Origin of the sequence: Mycobacterium sp. TY814, assembly GCF_030755175.1 — a bacterium.
Classification (GTDB): domain Bacteria; phylum Actinomycetota; class Actinomycetes; order Mycobacteriales; family Mycobacteriaceae; genus Mycobacterium.
Genome location: NZ_JAUFRY010000002.1, coordinates 1,156,028 through 1,173,016 on the forward strand (window position 1 = coordinate 1,156,028; position 16,989 = coordinate 1,173,016).

A 16,989-nucleotide genomic window follows, 5' to 3' on the forward strand; every position below is an offset into this window, starting at 1 on the left:
GGAATGCCGGTGGCTTCGGGCCCGGCAGGCTACAGCTGCCCGCGATGCGGGTGCTGGTCGCTCCGGACTGCTATGGCGACAGCCTGTCCGCGGTAGAGGCCGCCGCCGCGATCGCCACGGGCTGGACCCGTTCCCGCCCCGGTGACTCCTTCATCGTCGCGCCGCAATCCGACGGCGGCCCCGGGTTCGTCGAGGTGTTGGCCAGCCGGATCGGCGGGTTACGACGGCTGCGCGTGTCCGGGCCGCTGGACGCCGAGGTCAACGCCCGCTGGGTGTTCGACGAGCGGTCCCGCACGGCCTATCTGGAATGCGCCCAGGCCTGCGGTCTGGCCTTGCTGGACGGGCCGCCGACGCCGGAGACCGCGCTGGCCGCCCACAGCAGGGGAGTGGGCCAGCTCATCGCCGCAGCGCTCAAGGCGGGCGCGGTGCGGATCGTGGTCGGGTTGGGCGGCAGCGCCTGTACCGACGGGGGCCAGGGGATGGTCGACGAGCTGGGCGGCCTGGACACCGCCCGCCAATGGTTGTCCGGTATCGACGTGATTGCCGCCTCAGACGTGGAATATCCGCTGCTGGGTCCGTGGGGCGCGGCCCGGGTGTTCGCGCCGCAGAAGGGTGCCGACGCCGCGACGGTCGCCAAGCTGGAAAGCCGGCTGGAGGCATGGGCACTGGTGCTGGACACCGTCGCGGGCCGGGACGTGAGCGCGGAGCCGGGTGCGGGTGCCGCCGGCGGGCTCGGGGCCGGGCTGCTCGCGCTGGGCGGCCGGTGTGAATCGGGCGCGGCGATCTTCGCCGAACTGACCAATTTCGCCGATGACCTCGACGATGCGGACATGATCGTCACCGGTGAGGGCCATTTCGACGAGCAGTCGCTGCACGGAAAGGTGGTCGGCGAGATCGCGGCCGCCGCCCGTCCCCTCGGCATCCCGGTGATCGTGCTGGCCGGTCAGGTGTCGGTGGACAAGTCGACCACCCGCGTATCGGGCATCATGTCCGCGCTGGCCATGAGCGAATACGCCGGTTCGGTGCGGCTGGCGCTGGCTGACGCCGCCAATCAGCTGATGGGGCTGGCCTCGGAGACGGCCGCGCGACTCGGGAATAGCGGCCCGCCGGGGTACCGTTGACGTAGTGGGTTCTCGTGAGCAGGCCCCAGACTCATACCTGGCTTAAAGCTGGATAGGCCCCACCCGACGATGAGCATGTAGGAGAAGCAATGACGGTGCAGAACGAGCCGACCGCCGCGACCCACGGCGTGATCCTGACCGAGGCCGCTGCTGCGAAGGCGAAGTCCCTGCTGGACCAGGAGGGACGTGACGACCTGGCGCTGCGCATCGCGGTGCAGCCGGGCGGATGCGCCGGCCTGAGGTACAACCTGTTCTTCGACGACCGCACCCTCGACGGCGACCTGACCGTGGAATTCGGCGGCGTGACGCTGACGGTGGACCGGATGAGCGCCCCGTACGTCGAAGGCGCATCGATCGACTTCGTCGACACCATCGAGAAGCAGGGCTTCACGATCGACAACCCCAACGCCACCGGTTCGTGCGCGTGTGGGGACTCGTTCAACTAATACTGACCGGCGGTGCGCAGCACATAGGAACACACCAGGATCTGTCCACGCTGGAATAACAGCTGGGCGATGCCCTGGACCGGCCCGCGTGACGGTCCGCCGGCGGCGGGCGTCACCTGCATGCTGAACAGCACCTGAGCCTGGTACTGCGACAGGTAGACGATCTTGTCGATCGCCGTCACCTCGACCTCGGAGAACTGCTTCCGGAACGCATCGCTGCTGAGTTTGGCCAGAGCCTGGTCGGAGCGCTTGTCCTTGACGGCTTCGTACAGGCCGCACAGCGTGTTGCGTTCGATCGCGTCGATGTCCTTGTGCGCCAGAGCGTTGAGATAGCTCTGGATCGCGGTCTTGGCCGAGGCTTCCGACACCGCACTGCCGGCGTTGGCGCCGTTGGTGCGCACCCCGTACACGATCGCGGTAGTCAGTCCGGCCACCAGCGCGACCGCCAGCAACAACCCGATGAGCAGCCGTTTGGGCCGTCGCTTCTGATACGGCGGCGGACCGGCATAACCGGCCGGGGGACCCCCTGCATTGCCGGGCCCGAACTGCGGTTCGTTGTGCGGAAATTCCACGGTGCCGGACGGGTTTGGTCCGGTCTCGGGATATGGCTGCGGCTGTTGCGCTCCGTCGGCACCCACAGCGGGGTTCGGTGGGTGCGGACCGGCCATCGTTGTTCTCCTACGCTGGGGGACGAGGCGACAAGCGGGTTGCCGTCCGAATGTCCAGCCGCGGCAACCGAGTGAGTCTCTAGGCAGGCTAGCGCAAGGGCTGCGGGCCGCCTCGGACGTCGGCAGCGTTCGTCGCCGCATGACGTTCGTGAGAGGCTAGACGACTGACTAACGAAGGGTGGATTTTTCGTGACCATCGCGGTGACCGGTTCGATTGCGACAGACCATTTGATGCGCTTCCCCGGCAAGTTTTCCGAGCAGCTGCTGCCCGAGCACCTGCACAAGGTGTCGCTGAGCTTCCTGGTCGACGACCTGGTGGTGCACCGCGGCGGAGTGGCCGGCAACATGGCGTTCGCCATCGGTGTGCTCGGTGGTGACGTCGCGCTGATCGGCGCCGCCGGTGGCGACTTCGCCGACTACCGGGACTGGCTGAAGTCCCACGGCGTCAACTGCGACCACGTCCTGCTCTCGGAGACCGCGCACACGGCGCGCTTCACCTGCACCACCGACGTCGACATGGCTCAGATCGCGTCGTTCTACCCCGGCGCCATGTCCGAGGCGCGTGACATCAAGCTGGCCGACGTGGTTTCGGCGATCGGTACGCCGGAGCTGGTGATCGTCGGGGCTAACGACCCCGAGGCGATGTTCCTGCACACCGAGGAGTGCCGCAAACTCGGGCTGGCCTTCGCCGCCGACCCCTCCCAGCAGCTGGCCCGCCTGTCGGGTGAGGAGATCAAGCAGCTCATCGATGGCGCCGCCATCCTGTTCACCAATGACTACGAATGGGACCTGCTGCTGTCCAAGACCGGCTGGACGGAGGCCGACGTGATGGCCCAGGTGGATCTGCGGGTTACCACACTCGGCGCTGACGGTGTCGACATCTTCGAGCGTGACGGCGCCAAGGTGCACGTCGGCGTGGTGCCGGAAACCAGCCAGACCGACCCCACCGGCGTCGGCGACGCATTCCGCGCCGGCTTCCTGACCGGACGCAGCGCGGGCCTGAGCCTGGAGCGCTCGGCTCAGCTCGGGTCGCTGGTCGCGGTGCTGGTGCTGGAGTCCACCGGGACCCAGAACTGGGAGTGGGACCGTGCGAGCGCGACCGCCCGGCTGGCCGGCGCCTACGGTGACGACGCGGCGGCCGAGATCTCCGCGGTGCTCGCCTGAGCCCGGGGGCTTGGGCGCGGCCTTACAGCTCGACGGGATAGACAGGCTCGCTGATCTGCGGCACCACGCTGTGCTCGATGAAGATCGCGTGCCACAGCATGAAGATCAGCATCGTCCACAGCCGGCGGCTGTGATCGCTGCTGCCCACCCGGTGTTCGTCGAGCATCCGGCGGACCGCGGCCAGGTCCACCAGGTGGCCGGCCTGCGACGTGTCGACCATCTCGTAGGCCCACTCCAGCAGCTCGCCGGCGCGCAGCCAATGCCTGATCGGAACCGGGAACCCGAGTTTGGGCCGGTTGAGCACATGTGCGGGCACGATGGGCGCCAGCGCGCGCCGCAGCGCGTACTTGGTGGTGGTGCGGGTGATCTTGGCCTGGTACGGCAGTCGCGAGGCCACAGCGAACACCTCGGGGTCCAGGAACGGCACCCGCAGCTCCAATGAGTTCGCCATGGTCATCTTGTCGGCCTTGACCAGGATGTCGCCGCGCAGCCAGGTGAACAGGTCGATGTGCTGCATCCGCGCGACCGGGTCCCAACCCGCCGACTCGGCATACACCGGGGCCGTGACGTCGGTGTGGGTCCAGTCCTCCCGGAAGCGGGGCAGCACATCGCGTAGCTGCGCGTCGGAGAAACTGCGGGCATTGCCGTAGTAGCGCTCTTCGAGCGTCAGCGATCCCCGGTGCAGCAGGCTCTTGCCGCGCATTCCTTCCGGCAGCGGCTTGGACACCCTGCCCATCGACCGTCGCAGCGGCCGGGGCAGGTAGTCGAAGGGTTTGAGCGAGAGCGGCTCCCGGTAGATCGTGTAGCCGCCGAACAGTTCGTCGGCGCCTTCACCCGACAGCACCACTTTGACGTGCTTGCGCGCCTCGCGGGCGACGAAGAACAACGGCACCAGCGCGGGGTCGGCGACCGGCTCGTCGAGGTACCACACGATCTCGGGCAGCGCGCCCACGAACTCCTCGGCACTGACCACCTTGGCGATGTGCCGCGCTCCGATTGCCTCGGCCGATGCCACCGCGACGTCGAGCTCAGAGAAGCCCTCACGCTCGAATCCGGTGGTGAAGGTGATGAGCCGGGGGTTGTGCCGGATCGCGAGCGCCGCGATGGCCGTGGAGTCGATGCCGCCGGACAGAAACGACCCGACGGTGACATCGGCACGCATGTGCTTGGCCACCGAATCCTCGAGAACCGCGGTGATCTCGTCGTAGCGGGCCTGTTCGGTGCCCGAGGTGATCGGGACCGCGGTGAACCGTGGCACGAAGTAGCGGGTGACCACCGGGGCCGAACCCGGACGGATCCGGGCGTAACAGCCCGATTCGAGCCGACGTACGCCACGGTGCAGGGTTTCGGGTTCGGGCACGTACTGCAGGACGGTGTAGTGCTGCACCGCGCGTTCGTCGATCCCGGAGTCCCCGGCGTCGAAGCCGACCAGGTCGGCCAGGTCGAGCAGGCACTTCTTTTCGCTTGCCACCGCGGTGCCCCCGGCGCCGGTCGCCATGAACAGCGGCTTGATGCCGAACGGATCGCGGGCGCAGAACAACTCCCGGGTGACGGTGTCCCACAGGGCGAACGCGAACATCCCGCGCAACCGGTTAAGCACGGCGGTGCCCCAGTGATGGAAACCGGCGACAATGGCCTCCCCGTCGCCGTCGGTGGCGAAGACCACGCCGTGCTGCGTGCGCAATTCCTCGCGCAACTCCAGGTAGTTGTAGATCTCGCCGTTGAACACCAGGACGTAGCGCTCGGGGGACTCCGGTGGTCCCCAGCGCAGCGGCTGGTGCGAATGGGCGATGTCGATGATGGACAGCCGGTTGAACCCGAACACCACCGAACCGTCCGCGTCAGGGTCGGCCCAGGTGCCCGGTTCGTCGGGTCCACGATGGCGCATCAGGTGCGATGCGCGGGCGATCGCACCATCAGCCTCGGCGGCATGAGCTGCGGCAGCATCGGCTCCGGCGGGGCCGTCCTGACCCGGGGGAGCAGCGACGAAGGCCAACAATCCACACACGGCGCCCCAGTATGCCGCAGTCCCCGGCACCTTGTCGGGTCGCCGTGCGTGCCGCGCCCGGCGGGTCGTGGTGACCAGGCAGTCGCCCGGGGGAGCGGCGTGGTCTACGCTGCGTAGTATTCGACATCCGAGTTAGCCGAACGCAGTCGGCACAGCTTGCGATACAGGAGGCGTCAACGTGACACGTCGCGGGCAAGACAGTTCGCAGAGCTTGTCGCAGAGCAGGTCTGGGCATCGTTCCGGAAAGGCGCGGGGCCTGTCCCGTCGTCTCCGCCCGATCGCGATGGTCGTGACGCTGGGCGTGCTGGCCGTCACCCTCAGCGGATGCTCGTGGGAGGACGCGCTGGCACTGGGCTGGCCGAAGGGCATCACCCACGAAGGCCACCTCAACCGGCAGTTGTGGATCGGCGCGGTCATCGCCTCGCTGGTCGTCGGCGTCATCGTGTGGGCCCTGATCTTCTGGGCCTGCACCTTCCACCGGAAGAAGAAGGGCGACGACGAGTTCCCGCGGCAGTTCGGCTACAACATGCCGCTCGAGCTGGTGCTGACCGTCACTCCGTTCCTGATCATCTCGGTGCTGTTCTACTTCACGGTCGTGGTGCAGGAGAAGATGACGCACCTGGCCAAGGATCCCGAAGTTGTCATCGACATCACGTCGTTCCAGTGGAACTGGAAGTTCGGCTACCAGCGGGTGGCCTTCAAGGACAACACGTTCAACTACGAGGGCGCCGACGAGGCCAAGAAGAAGGCGATGACCTCCAAGCCGGAGGGCAAGGACCGCCACGGTGAGGAACTCGTCGGACCCGTCCGCGGACTCAACACCGAGGACCGGACCTACCTCAACTTCGACAAGGTCGAGATTCTGGGCACCAGCACCGAGATCCCGGTCCTGGTGTTGCCCGCTCACAAGCGCATCGAGTTCCAGATGGCCTCGGCCGACGTGATCCACGACTGGTGGGTGCCGGAGTTCCTGTTCAAGCGTGACGTGATACCGAACCCCGAGGCGAACCACTCGGAGAACCGCTTCCAGGTCGAAGAGATCACCCAGACCGGCGCATTCGTCGGCCACTGCGCCGAGCTGTGCGGCACCTACCACGCGATGATGAACTTCGAAGTGCGGGTCGTGGAGCCCAACGACTTCGTGGCCTTCCTGCAACAGCGCATCGCCGGCAAGACCAATGCCGAAGCGCTGCAGGCGATCAACCAGCCCCCGCTGGCGGTCACCACCCATCCGTTCGACACCCGCCGCGGCGAATTGGCCCCGAGCCCAAGAGGTTAGGACAACTCATGCACATCGAAGCCAGGTTGTTCGAGTTCATCGCCGCGTTCTTCGTCTTGGTGACCGTGTTGTACGCGGTGCTCACCGCGATCTTCGCGAACGGCGGTGTCGAGTGGGCCGGCACCACGGCCCTGGCGCTGACCGGGGGATTGGCGCTGATCGTGGCCACCTTCTTCCGGTTCGTGGCACGCCGTCTCGACACCCGGCCCGAGGACTACGAAGGCGCCGAAATCAGCGACGGGGCAGGCGAATTGGGGTTCTTCAGCCCGCACAGCTGGTGGCCCATCATGGTCGCGCTGTCCGGCTCGGTGGCCGCAGTCGGTATCGCTCTGTGGCTGCCGTGGCTGATCGTCGCGGGCGTCGTTTTCATCTTGTCGTCGGCGGCCGGGCTGGTCTTCGAGTACTACGTGGGACCCGAAAAACACTGATTCCATCCGCAAAGGTCACAATCTGGTCACCAGTTGACCGGTGGGTAGTTTGGCGTGCGACCTGTGCACCGGCCCGTTCGGTAGGGTTTGCCGGGGCACGATTTCACGGAGTGCACCGACGCAGCCGCGGAGCCCCGCGCGCTGGCTGGGCAGTTGGACAGGGTAGGCAGACATGAGCGGGCCGAATCCGCCGGGACGGGATCCTGACGAACCCGACGTTGCCGGCGAGCCTGCCGAACCCGACGTTCCTGGCGAGTCAGCCGACGCGGATGCCGATGTCGATGCGTTCGGCCATGGCGACGTACTGGGGCCGCTCGACGGCGGGGAGGTGGAGCCCGCAGGGGAGACCGATGCCTACTCCCGGGCCTACTCAGCGCCCGAGTCCGAATTGTTCAGCAGCTCTTACATGCCCGGCGACCTGGCGTTGTACGACTACGACAGCTACGACGAGGCCGACCGGGACGACGATCGATCCCCGCGCTGGCCGTGGGTGGTCGGGGTGGCGGCGATTCTGGCGGCAATATCGCTGGTGGTCGCGGTGTCGCTGTTGGTGACCCGCACCGGCACCAGCCAATTGGCCAACCCGGCGACCACCACCTCCTCGGCGCCCCCGGTGCAGGACCAGATCACCACCACCAAGCCGCCGCCCTCGTCCGAGCCTCCACCGCCCCCGTCCTCTGAGCCCCCACCGCCACCGCCACCGCCGGAAACCCCCACTGCAACGGAGACGCAGACAGTAACCGTGACGCCCCCGCCGCCACCACCACCGCCGCCGTCAACCACCGCCGCGCCGCCGCCCGCGAGCAGCACCACTGCGGCGGCCCCGCCCCCGGCGACCACGACGCCGGCGGGTCCGCGGCAGGTCACCTACTCGGTGACCGGCACCAAAGCCCCCGGTGACATCATCTCCGTCACCTATGTCGACGCCTCAGGGCGGCGGCGGACGCAGCACAACGTGTATATCCCGTGGTCGATGACTGTGACTCCGATCTCGCAGTCGGACGTGGGTTCGGTGGAGGCGTCCAGCCTCTTCCGCGTCAGCAGACTCAACTGCTCGATCATCACCAGTGACGGAACGGTGTTGTCCTCCAACACCAACGACTCACCGCAGACGAGCTGCTGATGGTCGGCAGGTATTCGGCGTACCGGCGGGGGCCGGACCCGGTCGTCAATCCCAGCATCATCGACCGCGTCATGATCGGCGCTTGCGCCGCGATCTGGCTGGTGCTGGTAGGCGTCAGCGTCGCGGCCGCCGTTGCTTTGGCGGACCTGGGCCGGGGTTTTCATAAAATGGCGCGCACCCCACACACCACCTGGGTGCTGTATGCCGTGATCGTCGTCTCGGCCCTGATCATCGCCGGTGCGATCCCGGTGTTGTTGCGGGCCCGCCGGATGACGCAGGCCGAACCGGTGGTGCGCTCCCGTGCCCTGCAGGGCGGTGCCATCAGATCGTCCAAACAGGCGGGACGTTCAGGGGCTCGCATCCCGATCGAGCCGGCGCGCCGTGAGCCCGTCAAAGCCTATGGCGCCGTTGACCATTGGTCCGGCGAGGTGGTGGACCGCATCTGGCTCCGCGGCACGCTGGCGCTGACCACCGCGATCGGGACATCGCTGGTTGCCGTCGCTGTGGCGACCTATCTGATGGCTGCCGGGCATGACGGCGCAGCCTGGGTCTGCTACGGATTCGCGGGCGTGATCGCGGCGGGTCTGCCGGCGATCGAGATCCTCTACGTGCGCCAACTCCGTCGCCAGGTCGCGCACTGAGTTTCGCTCCTCGTTTCTGTCCGTCTGTTCTATCGGTTCTGTTAGTCGGTTCTGTCGGCCTTTGGTGCGTCCTCGATGCGCCGGCGCCGACCACCGTTGTTCGAGTGTGCATCGACTGCTTTGGGTGTGCACTGAAGGCGGGATTGTCACACCGGAAGGCCGCGCTACGCGCACACCGGAAGCGCCGAATGCCCAGAGAGACAAGAACAGAGAGATAAAAGCGAGCCGCCGCCCCCGGTAGTCGGGGACGGCGGCTCATTGCCTTGCTGGGGGCCCTTAGTGGTGGCCTCCATTGGTGGAACCGTTGGAACCGTTGGAGGCGCCGTTAGAGCCGTTGGAGGACCCGTTCGGGCCTTCCTGGTGCTCGCGCAGCGCGGTGAGGGCACGGACCTCGGCGGTGTGGCCCGCCTCGCGCAGTGCTGCATCCTCCGAGGCCGGGTCCGCGAACAGGAAGCTGCCGCTACCCGGTGAGCCGGCCGAGCCCAACTTGTTCATCTTCTTGGGCAGGGCGGCGCCCTGGTATTCCAGCGGAAGCGGGTGGCCGTGGTCGTCGACCGGACCCAGCGGCTGGTGCAGCTCGATGTAGGCACCGTGCGGCAGGCGCTTGATGATGCCCGTCTCGACACCGTGCTCGAGCACCGAACGGTCGCTGCGCTGCAGCCCCACCGCCCACCGGTAGGCGATGAAGTAGACCAGCGGCGGCAGGATCACCATGCCGATGCGGCCGATCCACGTCGTCGCATTCAGCGAGATGTGGAACTTGAACGCGATGATGTCGTTCATCGCGCACAGCGTCAGCACCATGTAGAAGGCGATCGCCATGGAGCCGATTGCGGTGCGCACCGGTGCGTCCCGCGGCCGCACCAGCAGGTTGTGGTGTGCGTAGTCCTTGGTGAACCGCTTCTCTAGGAACGGGTAGATGACCAGCAGGCCGAACACCAGGCCCATGATGATCGCGACCCACACGACAGCCGGGATGGTGTGGTGCCAGAAGTAGAACTCCCATGGCGGCCAGATACGGGCCAGGCCTTCCGTCCACATCATGTAGAAGTCCGGCTGCGAGCCTGCGGAGACCTGAGATGGCTTGTACGGGCCCAGATTCCAGATGGGGTTGATCTGCAGCAGCCCGCCCATCAGGCCCAGCACGCCGACGATGCAGGCGAAGAACGCGCCGGACTTCACCGCGAAGGTCGGCATCACGCGCACGCCGACCACGTTGTGCTCGGTGCGGCCCGGTCCGGGGAACTGGGTGTGCTTCTGGAACCACACCAACGCCATGTGTGCGCCGATCAGAGCCAGGATGATGCCCGGGATCAGCAGAATGTGCAGCGCGTAGAGTCGCGGGATCAGGATGGTGCCCGGGAAGTCGCCGCCGAACAGCGCCCAGTGCAGCCAGGTTGCCGATGATCGGCATGCCCAGCGTGATCGAGGACAGCGCCGCGCGCAGGCCGATGCCGGAGAGCAGGTCGTCAGGCAGGGAGTAGCCGAAGTAGCCCTCGAACATCGACAGGATCAGCAGCAGCGACCCGATCACCCAGTTGGCCTCGCGGGGCCGCCGGAACGCGCCAGTGAAGAAGATGCGTGCCAGGTGCACCATGATCGACGCCGAGAACATCAGCGCCGCCCAGTGGTGGATCTGCCGGACGAACAGACCGCCCCGGACTTCGAAGGAGATGTTCAGCGCCGTCTCGTAGGCCCGCGACATCTCGACGCCGCGCAGCGGCTGGTACACGCCGTTGTAGGTGACTTCGGCCATCGACGGGTCGAAGAACAACGTCAGGTACACGCCGGTGATCAGCAGCACGATGAAGCTGTACAGCGCGATCTCACCCAGCAGGAACGACCAGTGGGTTGGGAACACCTTGTTCAGCTGACGGCGCACCGCCGCAGACGGGTGGTAACGGGAGTCGATGTCGTTGCCCTGGCGGGCCAGGACGTCGCCGATTTTCGGGGGACTCAATTTTGGACTCATGTTGTTGTGCGCTCCCAGAATGCCGGTCCCACGGGTTCGATGAAGTCACCGTTGGCGACGAAATACCCGTCGGAGTCGATTGTGATGGGCAGCTGAGCCAACGCACGGGCCGCCGGGCCGAAGATCGGCTTGGCGAAGTGCAATGCGTCGAACTGCGACTGGTGACACGGGCACAGAATTCGGTAGGACTGCTGCTCGTACAGCGATGCAGGGCAGCCCAGGTGCGAGCACACCTTGGTGTAGGCGAAGAACTCACCGAAGTTGAAGCTCTCCTGCCCCTGACGCTTGACCACGCGGTCGACGTCGGTGGGCTTGATGCGGATGAGCATGACGGGATTGCGGACGCCCAGCGAGATCGCGGATAACTTCTCGTGTGACTCGACAGTGGTGCCGTCGCCGTCGGACTCCCGCCACGGGAAGACCGTCTCCATGCCGCCGGCGTCCATGTCCTCGGGGCGCATCTTCACGTAGGGAGGTCCGTCGTGGGCGCCGGTGGCACGAGCGAGGTAGATCGTCTCGCCCTTGTAGCGGGGAGTCCACCCCGACGTCCACAGCACCGCCTTCATGCCCTCAGCGGTGGGAACGACCGGCTTCCACGGGTTCTTGATCAGGCCACCGGCAAACGCGACCAGGGTGCCCAGGCCGAACGCGCCCAGGCCGATTCCCAGGGACGCGCCGATCAGCTTGCGGCGTCCGACCGTGGAACCCTCGTAGGCGTCGGTCAGGTTGGCCACCACGGTCTTGCGGTCGATCTCACGGGAGGCGCCGTCGTGGCGGTCCTGGATCGTGATCTCTTCGGGGATAAAGCGTTTCTGCAGCAGCACCGCGCCGATGGCGATCGAGAGGATCGACATCCCGAACGTGAAGCCGTACAGCGGCGTGGCCAGCGAGTACAGGAAGTTGCCCGAACTGCCGGTGGGCTTGTACTCCCACGGCCAGAACAGGAAGACCAGCAGCAGAGCCAACCCGAACACGCCGCCCAGCAACAGCCAGGTGGCGACTCCGCGCGCGGCGCGCTTCTCGGCCTTGGTGCCCTCGACCGGCCAGCGAGGCTCCTTGTAGACGATCTGGACGCCGTCCATCTCGCTGCCGAGCGCCAGCAGTTCGTCGTTGGACATGCGGGCCAGCGCTGCGTCGTCGGGCTCCGTGCGGCCCGCGTGTGTGCTGGTGTCGGTGTCCGAACCGGTCTTCGCTGTCTGTGTCACCTCAGACTCGTCGCTCATGAGCGCGCCCCAATCCACAGTGCCAGCCCGATGGCGGAGACCATGCCGATGATCCATGCCGCCATGCCCTCGGGCGCAGGTCCGAATCCACCCAGTCCGTAGCCGCCCGGAGAGCGTTCCTCGGCGGCGGTCCGCACGTAGGCGATGATGTCCTTCTTCGACTCGAAGGACAGCTGGCGGTCGGAGAACTTCGGCATGTTCTGCGGACCGGTCAGCATCGCCGTGAGAATCTGCTGCTCGTTGGCCTCACCCAGGTCGGGCGCGTACTTGCCTGACGACAGCGCCCCGCCCTTACCGGTGAAGTTGTGGCACGAGGCGCAGTTCAGCCGGAACAGGTCGCCGCCGCGGCCCAGGTCGGTGCCGCGCAGCGACTGCATGGCAAGGCTTCCGTCGGGGTTGCGCACCACGGTGGGGCCGCCTCCATTGGCCTGCACGTAGGCGCCGAGGGCGTCGATCTGCGCCTCGTCGTAAATCGGTTCCTTGCGTGGTGCCTGGGCCTCGCCGCGCATGGCGGGCATCCGGCCGCTAGACACCTGGAAGTACACGGCCGCCTCGCCGACGCCGATCAGGCTGGGCCCGTGGTCGGGCACACCCTGCAGGTTGGCACCGTGGCAGGACACGCACGAGGTGTCAAAGAGCTGCTTGCCGGTCCGCAGCAAGGCCGAACCCGACTCGTCGGCGACCGCGACCTGCGGCGTCGGTGTCAGGACGGCTGCCAATCCACCGGCGATGGTGAGCGCAATCAGCAGCAACAGCCCGCCGGTGAGCCGACGGTGCAGACGCCGCCGGGACCGGCCGCTGAGGCCGGTGCCGGACCGGGTGAACCGCATTTTCTTCAACCGAGCACTCCTGTTCATTGGTGTATTCGGAGCCGCGGGCTCATCGGATGAAATAGATCACGGCGAACAACGCGATCCACACGATGTCGACGAAGTGCCAGTAGTACGAGACGACGATGCTGGCGGTGGCCTGTGCCGGGGTGAACTTGCTCATCGTGGTGCGGATCAGCAGGAAGATGAAGGCAATCAGACCGCCGGTGACGTGCAGGCCGTGGAATCCGGTGGCGAGATAGAACACGCTGCCGTAGGCGCTGCTGGGGATGGTCGTCCCGTGCGTCACCAGGTGGACGTACTCGTACGCCTGGCCGCAGATGAAGAACAGCCCCATCAGGAAGGTGATCACATACCAGCGGCGCAGGCCGAAAACGTCGCCGCGTTCGGCCGCGAACACGCCCATCTGGCAGGTGAACGACGACGCGATCAGCACCAGCGTCACCGGTACGGCCTGATACAGATTCAGCTCGGTCGGCGGCGGCGGCCAGTTCCCGCCGGCCTGCGCTCGCGCCGTGAAGTAGAACGCGAACAGGCCAGCAAAGAACATTAGTTCGCTGGAAAGCCACACTATGGTGCCAACACTGACCATGTTGGGCCGGTTCAGCGAATGGACTCGCGACGTAATCGCAGTACCCGAGGTCCCTACAGCACTCGTCACATCCGCAAGTATGACGCTTTGTAGTTGTCGAAGACTACCCGGGTCACAAATTTCTGAGATTTCGTGTCGCGCGGGCGGTCTGGCGGTCCCGGGGCGCCCTGTTGGGAGCGGTGGAATTCTCGTGGGACCATCGGCGACGTGGCTGCGTCGTCTGAGGCTTGTTCGTCCGCCGCGCCGTCGTGGCCGCGGGTGCTCGGGCGCCTGACGGACCGGCAGAACCTGCTGCGGGGTCAGGCCGGTTGGGCGATGGATCAGATCATGAGTGGCGCCGCCCAGCCGGCACAGATCGCGGCGTTCGCCGTGGCGATGAAGATGAAGGGCCCCACGTCCGATGAGGTCAGCGAACTGGCCGGTGTGATGCTCGACCATGCCCGTCCCATGCCGGCCGGAGCCATCCCTGACGACGCGGTCGACGTCGTCGGTACCGGCGGCGACGGCGTGAATACGGTCAATCTGTCCACCATGGCGTCGATCGTGGTGGCGGCGGCCGGTGTGCCGGTGGTCAAGCACGGCAACCGGGCGGCATCATCGTTGTCGGGCGGCGCCGACACGCTCGAGGCGCTCGGGGTCCGCATCGATTTGGGGCCCGAAGAGGTCGCGCGCAGCCTCGCCGAATTGGGTATCGGGTTTTGCTTCGCGCCGCAGTTCCATCCGTCCTACCGGCATACGTCCACGGTGCGCCGGGAGATCGGGGTGCCCACGGTGTTCAATCTGCTTGGGCCGCTGACGAATCCGGCGAAACCGCGGGCCGGCTTGATCGGTTGCGCGTTCGCGGAGCTCGCCGAGGTCATGGCCGGGGTGTTTGCTGCTCGCCGGTCCAGCGTGTTGGTGGTGCACGGCGACGACGGCCTCGACGAACTCACCACCACGACGACGAGCACCATCTGGCGGGTCCAGGCCGGCACCGTGGACAAGCTCAAATTCGACCCCGCGGGCTTCGGGTTCGCCCGTGCCGAGCTCGAGGAGTTGCGCGGCGGCGACGCTCAGGCCAATGCCGCCGAAGTGCGCGCCGTGCTGGCCGGCGCCCGGGGGCCGGTGCGCGACGCGGTGGTGCTCAACGCCGCGGGTGCACTTGTCGCGCATGCGGGGCTATCCAGCCGCGCTGAATGGTTGCCTGCGTGGGAGGACGGGCTGGGCCGGGCCGCGGCCGCGATCGACAGCGGGGCGGCCGAAGAGCTGCTCGCGCGATGGGTGCGGTTCAGCCAGCAGCTCTGAGTCGGCTTGCGCTCCGCGACGACGCCCGTCGGGGCCGAAGGGCGGCTCCATCGAACCCGGTGCCTGGCGATCCGCCAGCCGCGCCGAGCGCGCGGTGGCGGCCCAGGCGGACCATGCGCCCGCCGCGCCCAGCGGCGAGGCCCAACCCGCGTCGCCGGCGCCGGTCACCCGCACAAGGCGCACCCCCGGAGCCGCCAACCACCGCGCGATGAGCGCCGTCTCCTCGACCAGCGCGCCGCCCAGCGGGGTCTGTGTCGGCAGGATCGTCTGAGCGCCGGCCCGAATGGCGTCCACCACCGGCATCGGCGGAACTCCTCTCGCGGCGCTGCCCGCGGCCGCGAGTTGGCCGTGACGGACCACGGCGAACTGATAGCCGCCCGCGCCGTCGGGCGCCGCGGCAATCAACTCGGGCAGCGCCGCCAGCGCCCGCAGGCGCTGCCCGCGCCACAACGCCTCGACGGCGGTGGCGATGTGGTCGCGCAGCCGGGCCGCGCTCTCATAGTGGTGACGCCTGGCCAGCACCGCCACCTGGTCGACGGCAGCGGACAGCGCAGAGTTGTCCGATCCGTCGATCAACGCCTGGGCGCGCCGCGTCGCCTCGGAGTACTGCTCGGCCGCGACGTCGCGGGCGGCAGGGCAGGGTGCGAGCTCGACCTCCGGACACACCGGACCGTGCAGCGCGGCACGTCCCAGCCGTTTCGTGCACGTGCGCACGCCGGTGAACCTGGCCAGCAGCGCGGCGGTGTCCGCCGCGTCGGTGCGCGACCGGAACGGCCCGATCGCGCGCTCGTGGCGCGGATTGCGGATGACCGAGAAGCGGGGGAACGCCTCGTCCGTGAGCACCACCCACCACCAGCGGTGCGGGAACTTCGAGCGACGGTTGTACGGCGGGGCATGGGCTGCCAGCAGGCGTAGTTCACGCACGCCCGCTTCCAGCGCGTGGGCGCATTCCACATGGTCCACCCCGCCGGCGAGGGCGACCATCTCCTTCATCCGCCCACGCGGGTCGCTGCCGTTGAAGTACTGACTGACCCGGCGCCGCAGGTCGACTGCCGTACCGACATAGAGCACCTCGCCGGCCGGGCCGCGGAACAGGTAGACGCCCGGCCGGCGCGGCAGGCCGTCGGCGAGGACACGCTTGCGGCGCTGGGCGGCAGTGACATCCGGCAGGTACGAGCGCAGGTCGGCGTAGGTGTGGATGCCCTGATTACCCACTCGCTCGATGAGGGCGTGCAGCACGTCGACGGTGGCCCGCGCGTCGTCGAGGGCACGGTGGGTGGGCTGGGTCGCCACCGCGAAGATGCGCGCCAGCTCGGCTAATCGCACGCTGGGAGCCTCTTCCCGGCTCAGCACCCGGCGCGCCAGCCGGACCGTGCACAGGACCTTGGGTCGCGGCCAGCGCAGCTCGCATCGCTCGGTCGCGGCACGCAGGAAGCCGACGTCGAAACCGGCATTGTGGGCCACCAGCACCGAGTCGCCGGCGAACTCGAGGAACATCGGCAGGACGGTCTCGATGGTGGGGGCGTCACACACCATTGCCGTGGTGATGCCGGTCAGGCGGACGATTTGTGGGGGGATGCTGCGCTGCGGGTCCACCAGGGTGGCGAATTCACCCAGGACCGCGCCACCACACACCTTGACCGCGCCGATCTCGGTGATCGCATCAGGGGTGGCACCGTCCCGGCCGTTGGCGCGTCCGCCCGTGGTTTCGAGGTCGACGACGACGAACGTGGTCTCGCGCAGCGGCATTTCGTCGGGGGTGACCAGCCCGGTGAAGCTGAGTTGAGTTCCGCCGGTCGCACCCATGGCGGTGACGTTAGGCATCCCCACCGACACCCGCTGATTCCCACGCCGGGCGATGTTGTCGGTGCCCGCCGTTACGGTGCGGTGCAGTTGGAATGAGGAGCTTAAGCACTAGCGAGAGGACCGCCCAGATGGCACACAGCAGCGGGACCGAATGGACCGGTGGCGCCGCGGCCAGGCCGGGGGAGCCGGTGGTCATCGATTGTGACGACTGTGCGGTGCGAGGCCCCGGATGTCGTGAGTGTGTGGTGAGCGTTCTGCTCGGGGTACCTGAAACCCTTTCGTACGACGAACAAGTCGCGCTAGAGACGCTGGCCGAGGCCGGGTTGGCGCCGCGGTTGCGCTTGGTTCCGATCCGCCGCGACCGCGCTGTGTCGCCTAAAGGAGTGGCGTGACCGATCGTGTAG

Annotated in this window: 14 protein-coding genes and 2 pseudogenes; 9 read left to right on the plus strand and 7 right to left on the minus strand. The window is 67.5% G+C overall.

Features of this window, described 5'->3' with window-relative positions:
• The first annotated feature begins 44 nt into the window (after positions 1-44).
• The gene (locus QXH22_RS18720; RefSeq protein WP_306244114.1) at positions 45-1,121 is read left to right on the plus strand and encodes a glycerate kinase; all 1,077 of its coding nucleotides are present in this window, start codon (positions 45-47) and stop codon (positions 1,119-1,121) included.
• 89 nt (positions 1,122-1,210) lie between these two features.
• Positions 1,211-1,567: an iron-sulfur cluster assembly accessory protein gene (locus QXH22_RS18725; protein ID WP_065133487.1), complete on the plus strand. Its 357-nt coding sequence runs from the start codon at positions 1,211-1,213 to the stop codon at positions 1,565-1,567.
• On the opposite strand, the gene QXH22_RS18730 is transcribed toward QXH22_RS18725, so the two are convergent.
• The gene (locus QXH22_RS18730; RefSeq protein WP_306276605.1) at positions 1,564-2,235 is read right to left on the minus strand and encodes a hypothetical protein; all 672 of its coding nucleotides are present in this window, start codon (positions 2,233-2,235) and stop codon (positions 1,564-1,566) included. The genes QXH22_RS18725 and QXH22_RS18730 overlap by 4 nt on opposite strands.
• Before the next feature lie 189 nt (positions 2,236-2,424).
• On the opposite strand from QXH22_RS18730, the gene QXH22_RS18735 reads away from it, so the two are divergent.
• Complete coding sequence (locus tag QXH22_RS18735; RefSeq protein WP_306276606.1) at positions 2,425-3,399, plus strand: carbohydrate kinase family protein; 975 nt, start codon at positions 2,425-2,427, stop codon at positions 3,397-3,399.
• 22 nt (positions 3,400-3,421) lie between these two features.
• Here the strand turns inward: QXH22_RS18735 and asnB are convergent, their stop codons facing one another.
• Positions 3,422-5,407: an asparagine synthase (glutamine-hydrolyzing) gene (gene asnB, locus QXH22_RS18740; RefSeq protein WP_306276607.1), complete on the minus strand. Its 1,986-nt coding sequence runs from the start codon at positions 5,405-5,407 to the stop codon at positions 3,422-3,424.
• A gap of 283 nt (positions 5,408-5,690) precedes the next feature.
• On the opposite strand from asnB, the gene QXH22_RS18745 reads away from it, so the two are divergent.
• From QXH22_RS18745 to QXH22_RS18760, 4 genes are all read left to right on the plus strand, one after another.
• The gene (locus QXH22_RS18745) at positions 5,691-6,686 is read left to right on the plus strand and encodes a cytochrome c oxidase subunit II (protein ID WP_306240014.1); all 996 of its coding nucleotides are present in this window, start codon (positions 5,691-5,693) and stop codon (positions 6,684-6,686) included.
• Positions 6,687-6,694: 8 nt separating this feature from the next.
• Complete coding sequence (locus QXH22_RS18750) at positions 6,695-7,114, plus strand: cytochrome c oxidase subunit 4 (protein ID WP_306240015.1); 420 nt, start codon at positions 6,695-6,697, stop codon at positions 7,112-7,114.
• Positions 7,115-7,286: 172 nt separating this feature from the next.
• The gene (locus QXH22_RS18755; protein ID WP_306240016.1) at positions 7,287-8,237 is read left to right on the plus strand and encodes an MmpS family transport accessory protein; all 951 of its coding nucleotides are present in this window, start codon (positions 7,287-7,289) and stop codon (positions 8,235-8,237) included.
• The gene (locus QXH22_RS18760) at positions 8,237-8,878 is read left to right on the plus strand and encodes a DUF2561 family protein (protein ID WP_306276608.1); all 642 of its coding nucleotides are present in this window, start codon (positions 8,237-8,239) and stop codon (positions 8,876-8,878) included. The genes QXH22_RS18755 and QXH22_RS18760 overlap by 1 nt, the downstream gene beginning before the upstream one ends.
• Before the next feature lie 276 nt (positions 8,879-9,154).
• Here the strand turns inward: QXH22_RS18760 and QXH22_RS18765 are convergent.
• From QXH22_RS18765 to QXH22_RS18780, 4 genes and pseudogenes are all read right to left on the minus strand, one after another.
• Positions 9,155-10,850: pseudogene (locus QXH22_RS18765) on the minus strand (cytochrome bc complex cytochrome b subunit).
• A complete protein-coding gene (locus tag QXH22_RS18770; protein WP_306240019.1) occupies positions 10,847-12,073 on the minus strand; it encodes a ubiquinol-cytochrome c reductase iron-sulfur subunit in 1,227 nt (408 codons plus the stop codon). The pseudogene QXH22_RS18765 and the gene QXH22_RS18770 overlap by 4 nt, the downstream one beginning before the upstream one ends.
• Positions 12,070-12,912 (minus strand): c-type cytochrome, encoded by an 843-nt coding sequence (locus QXH22_RS18775; protein WP_306240020.1) that lies wholly within the window; start codon positions 12,910-12,912, stop codon positions 12,070-12,072. The genes QXH22_RS18770 and QXH22_RS18775 overlap by 4 nt, the downstream gene beginning before the upstream one ends.
• Before the next feature lie 40 nt (positions 12,913-12,952).
• On the minus strand, positions 12,953-13,564 hold the full coding sequence (locus QXH22_RS18780) for a heme-copper oxidase subunit III (protein ID WP_306240021.1): 612 nt from the start codon (positions 13,562-13,564) through the stop codon (positions 12,953-12,955).
• A 129-nt stretch (positions 13,565-13,693) separates the two neighbouring features.
• On the opposite strand from QXH22_RS18780, the gene trpD reads away from it, so the two are divergent.
• Positions 13,694-14,779 (plus strand): anthranilate phosphoribosyltransferase, encoded by a 1,086-nt coding sequence (gene trpD / locus QXH22_RS18785; protein WP_306276924.1) that lies wholly within the window; start codon positions 13,694-13,696, stop codon positions 14,777-14,779.
• On the opposite strand, the pseudogene QXH22_RS18790 reads toward trpD, so the two are convergent.
• A pseudogene (locus QXH22_RS18790) lies at positions 14,717-16,603 on the minus strand (DEDD exonuclease domain-containing protein); the annotation flags it as partial. The gene trpD and the pseudogene QXH22_RS18790 overlap by 63 nt on opposite strands.
• A 110-nt stretch (positions 16,604-16,713) precedes the next feature.
• Between QXH22_RS18790 and QXH22_RS18795 the strand changes: the two are divergent.
• Positions 16,714-16,977, plus strand: a complete 264-nt coding sequence (locus QXH22_RS18795) for a hypothetical protein (protein ID WP_306240022.1) — start codon at positions 16,714-16,716, stop codon at positions 16,975-16,977.
• Positions 16,978-16,989 lie beyond the last annotated feature (12 nt).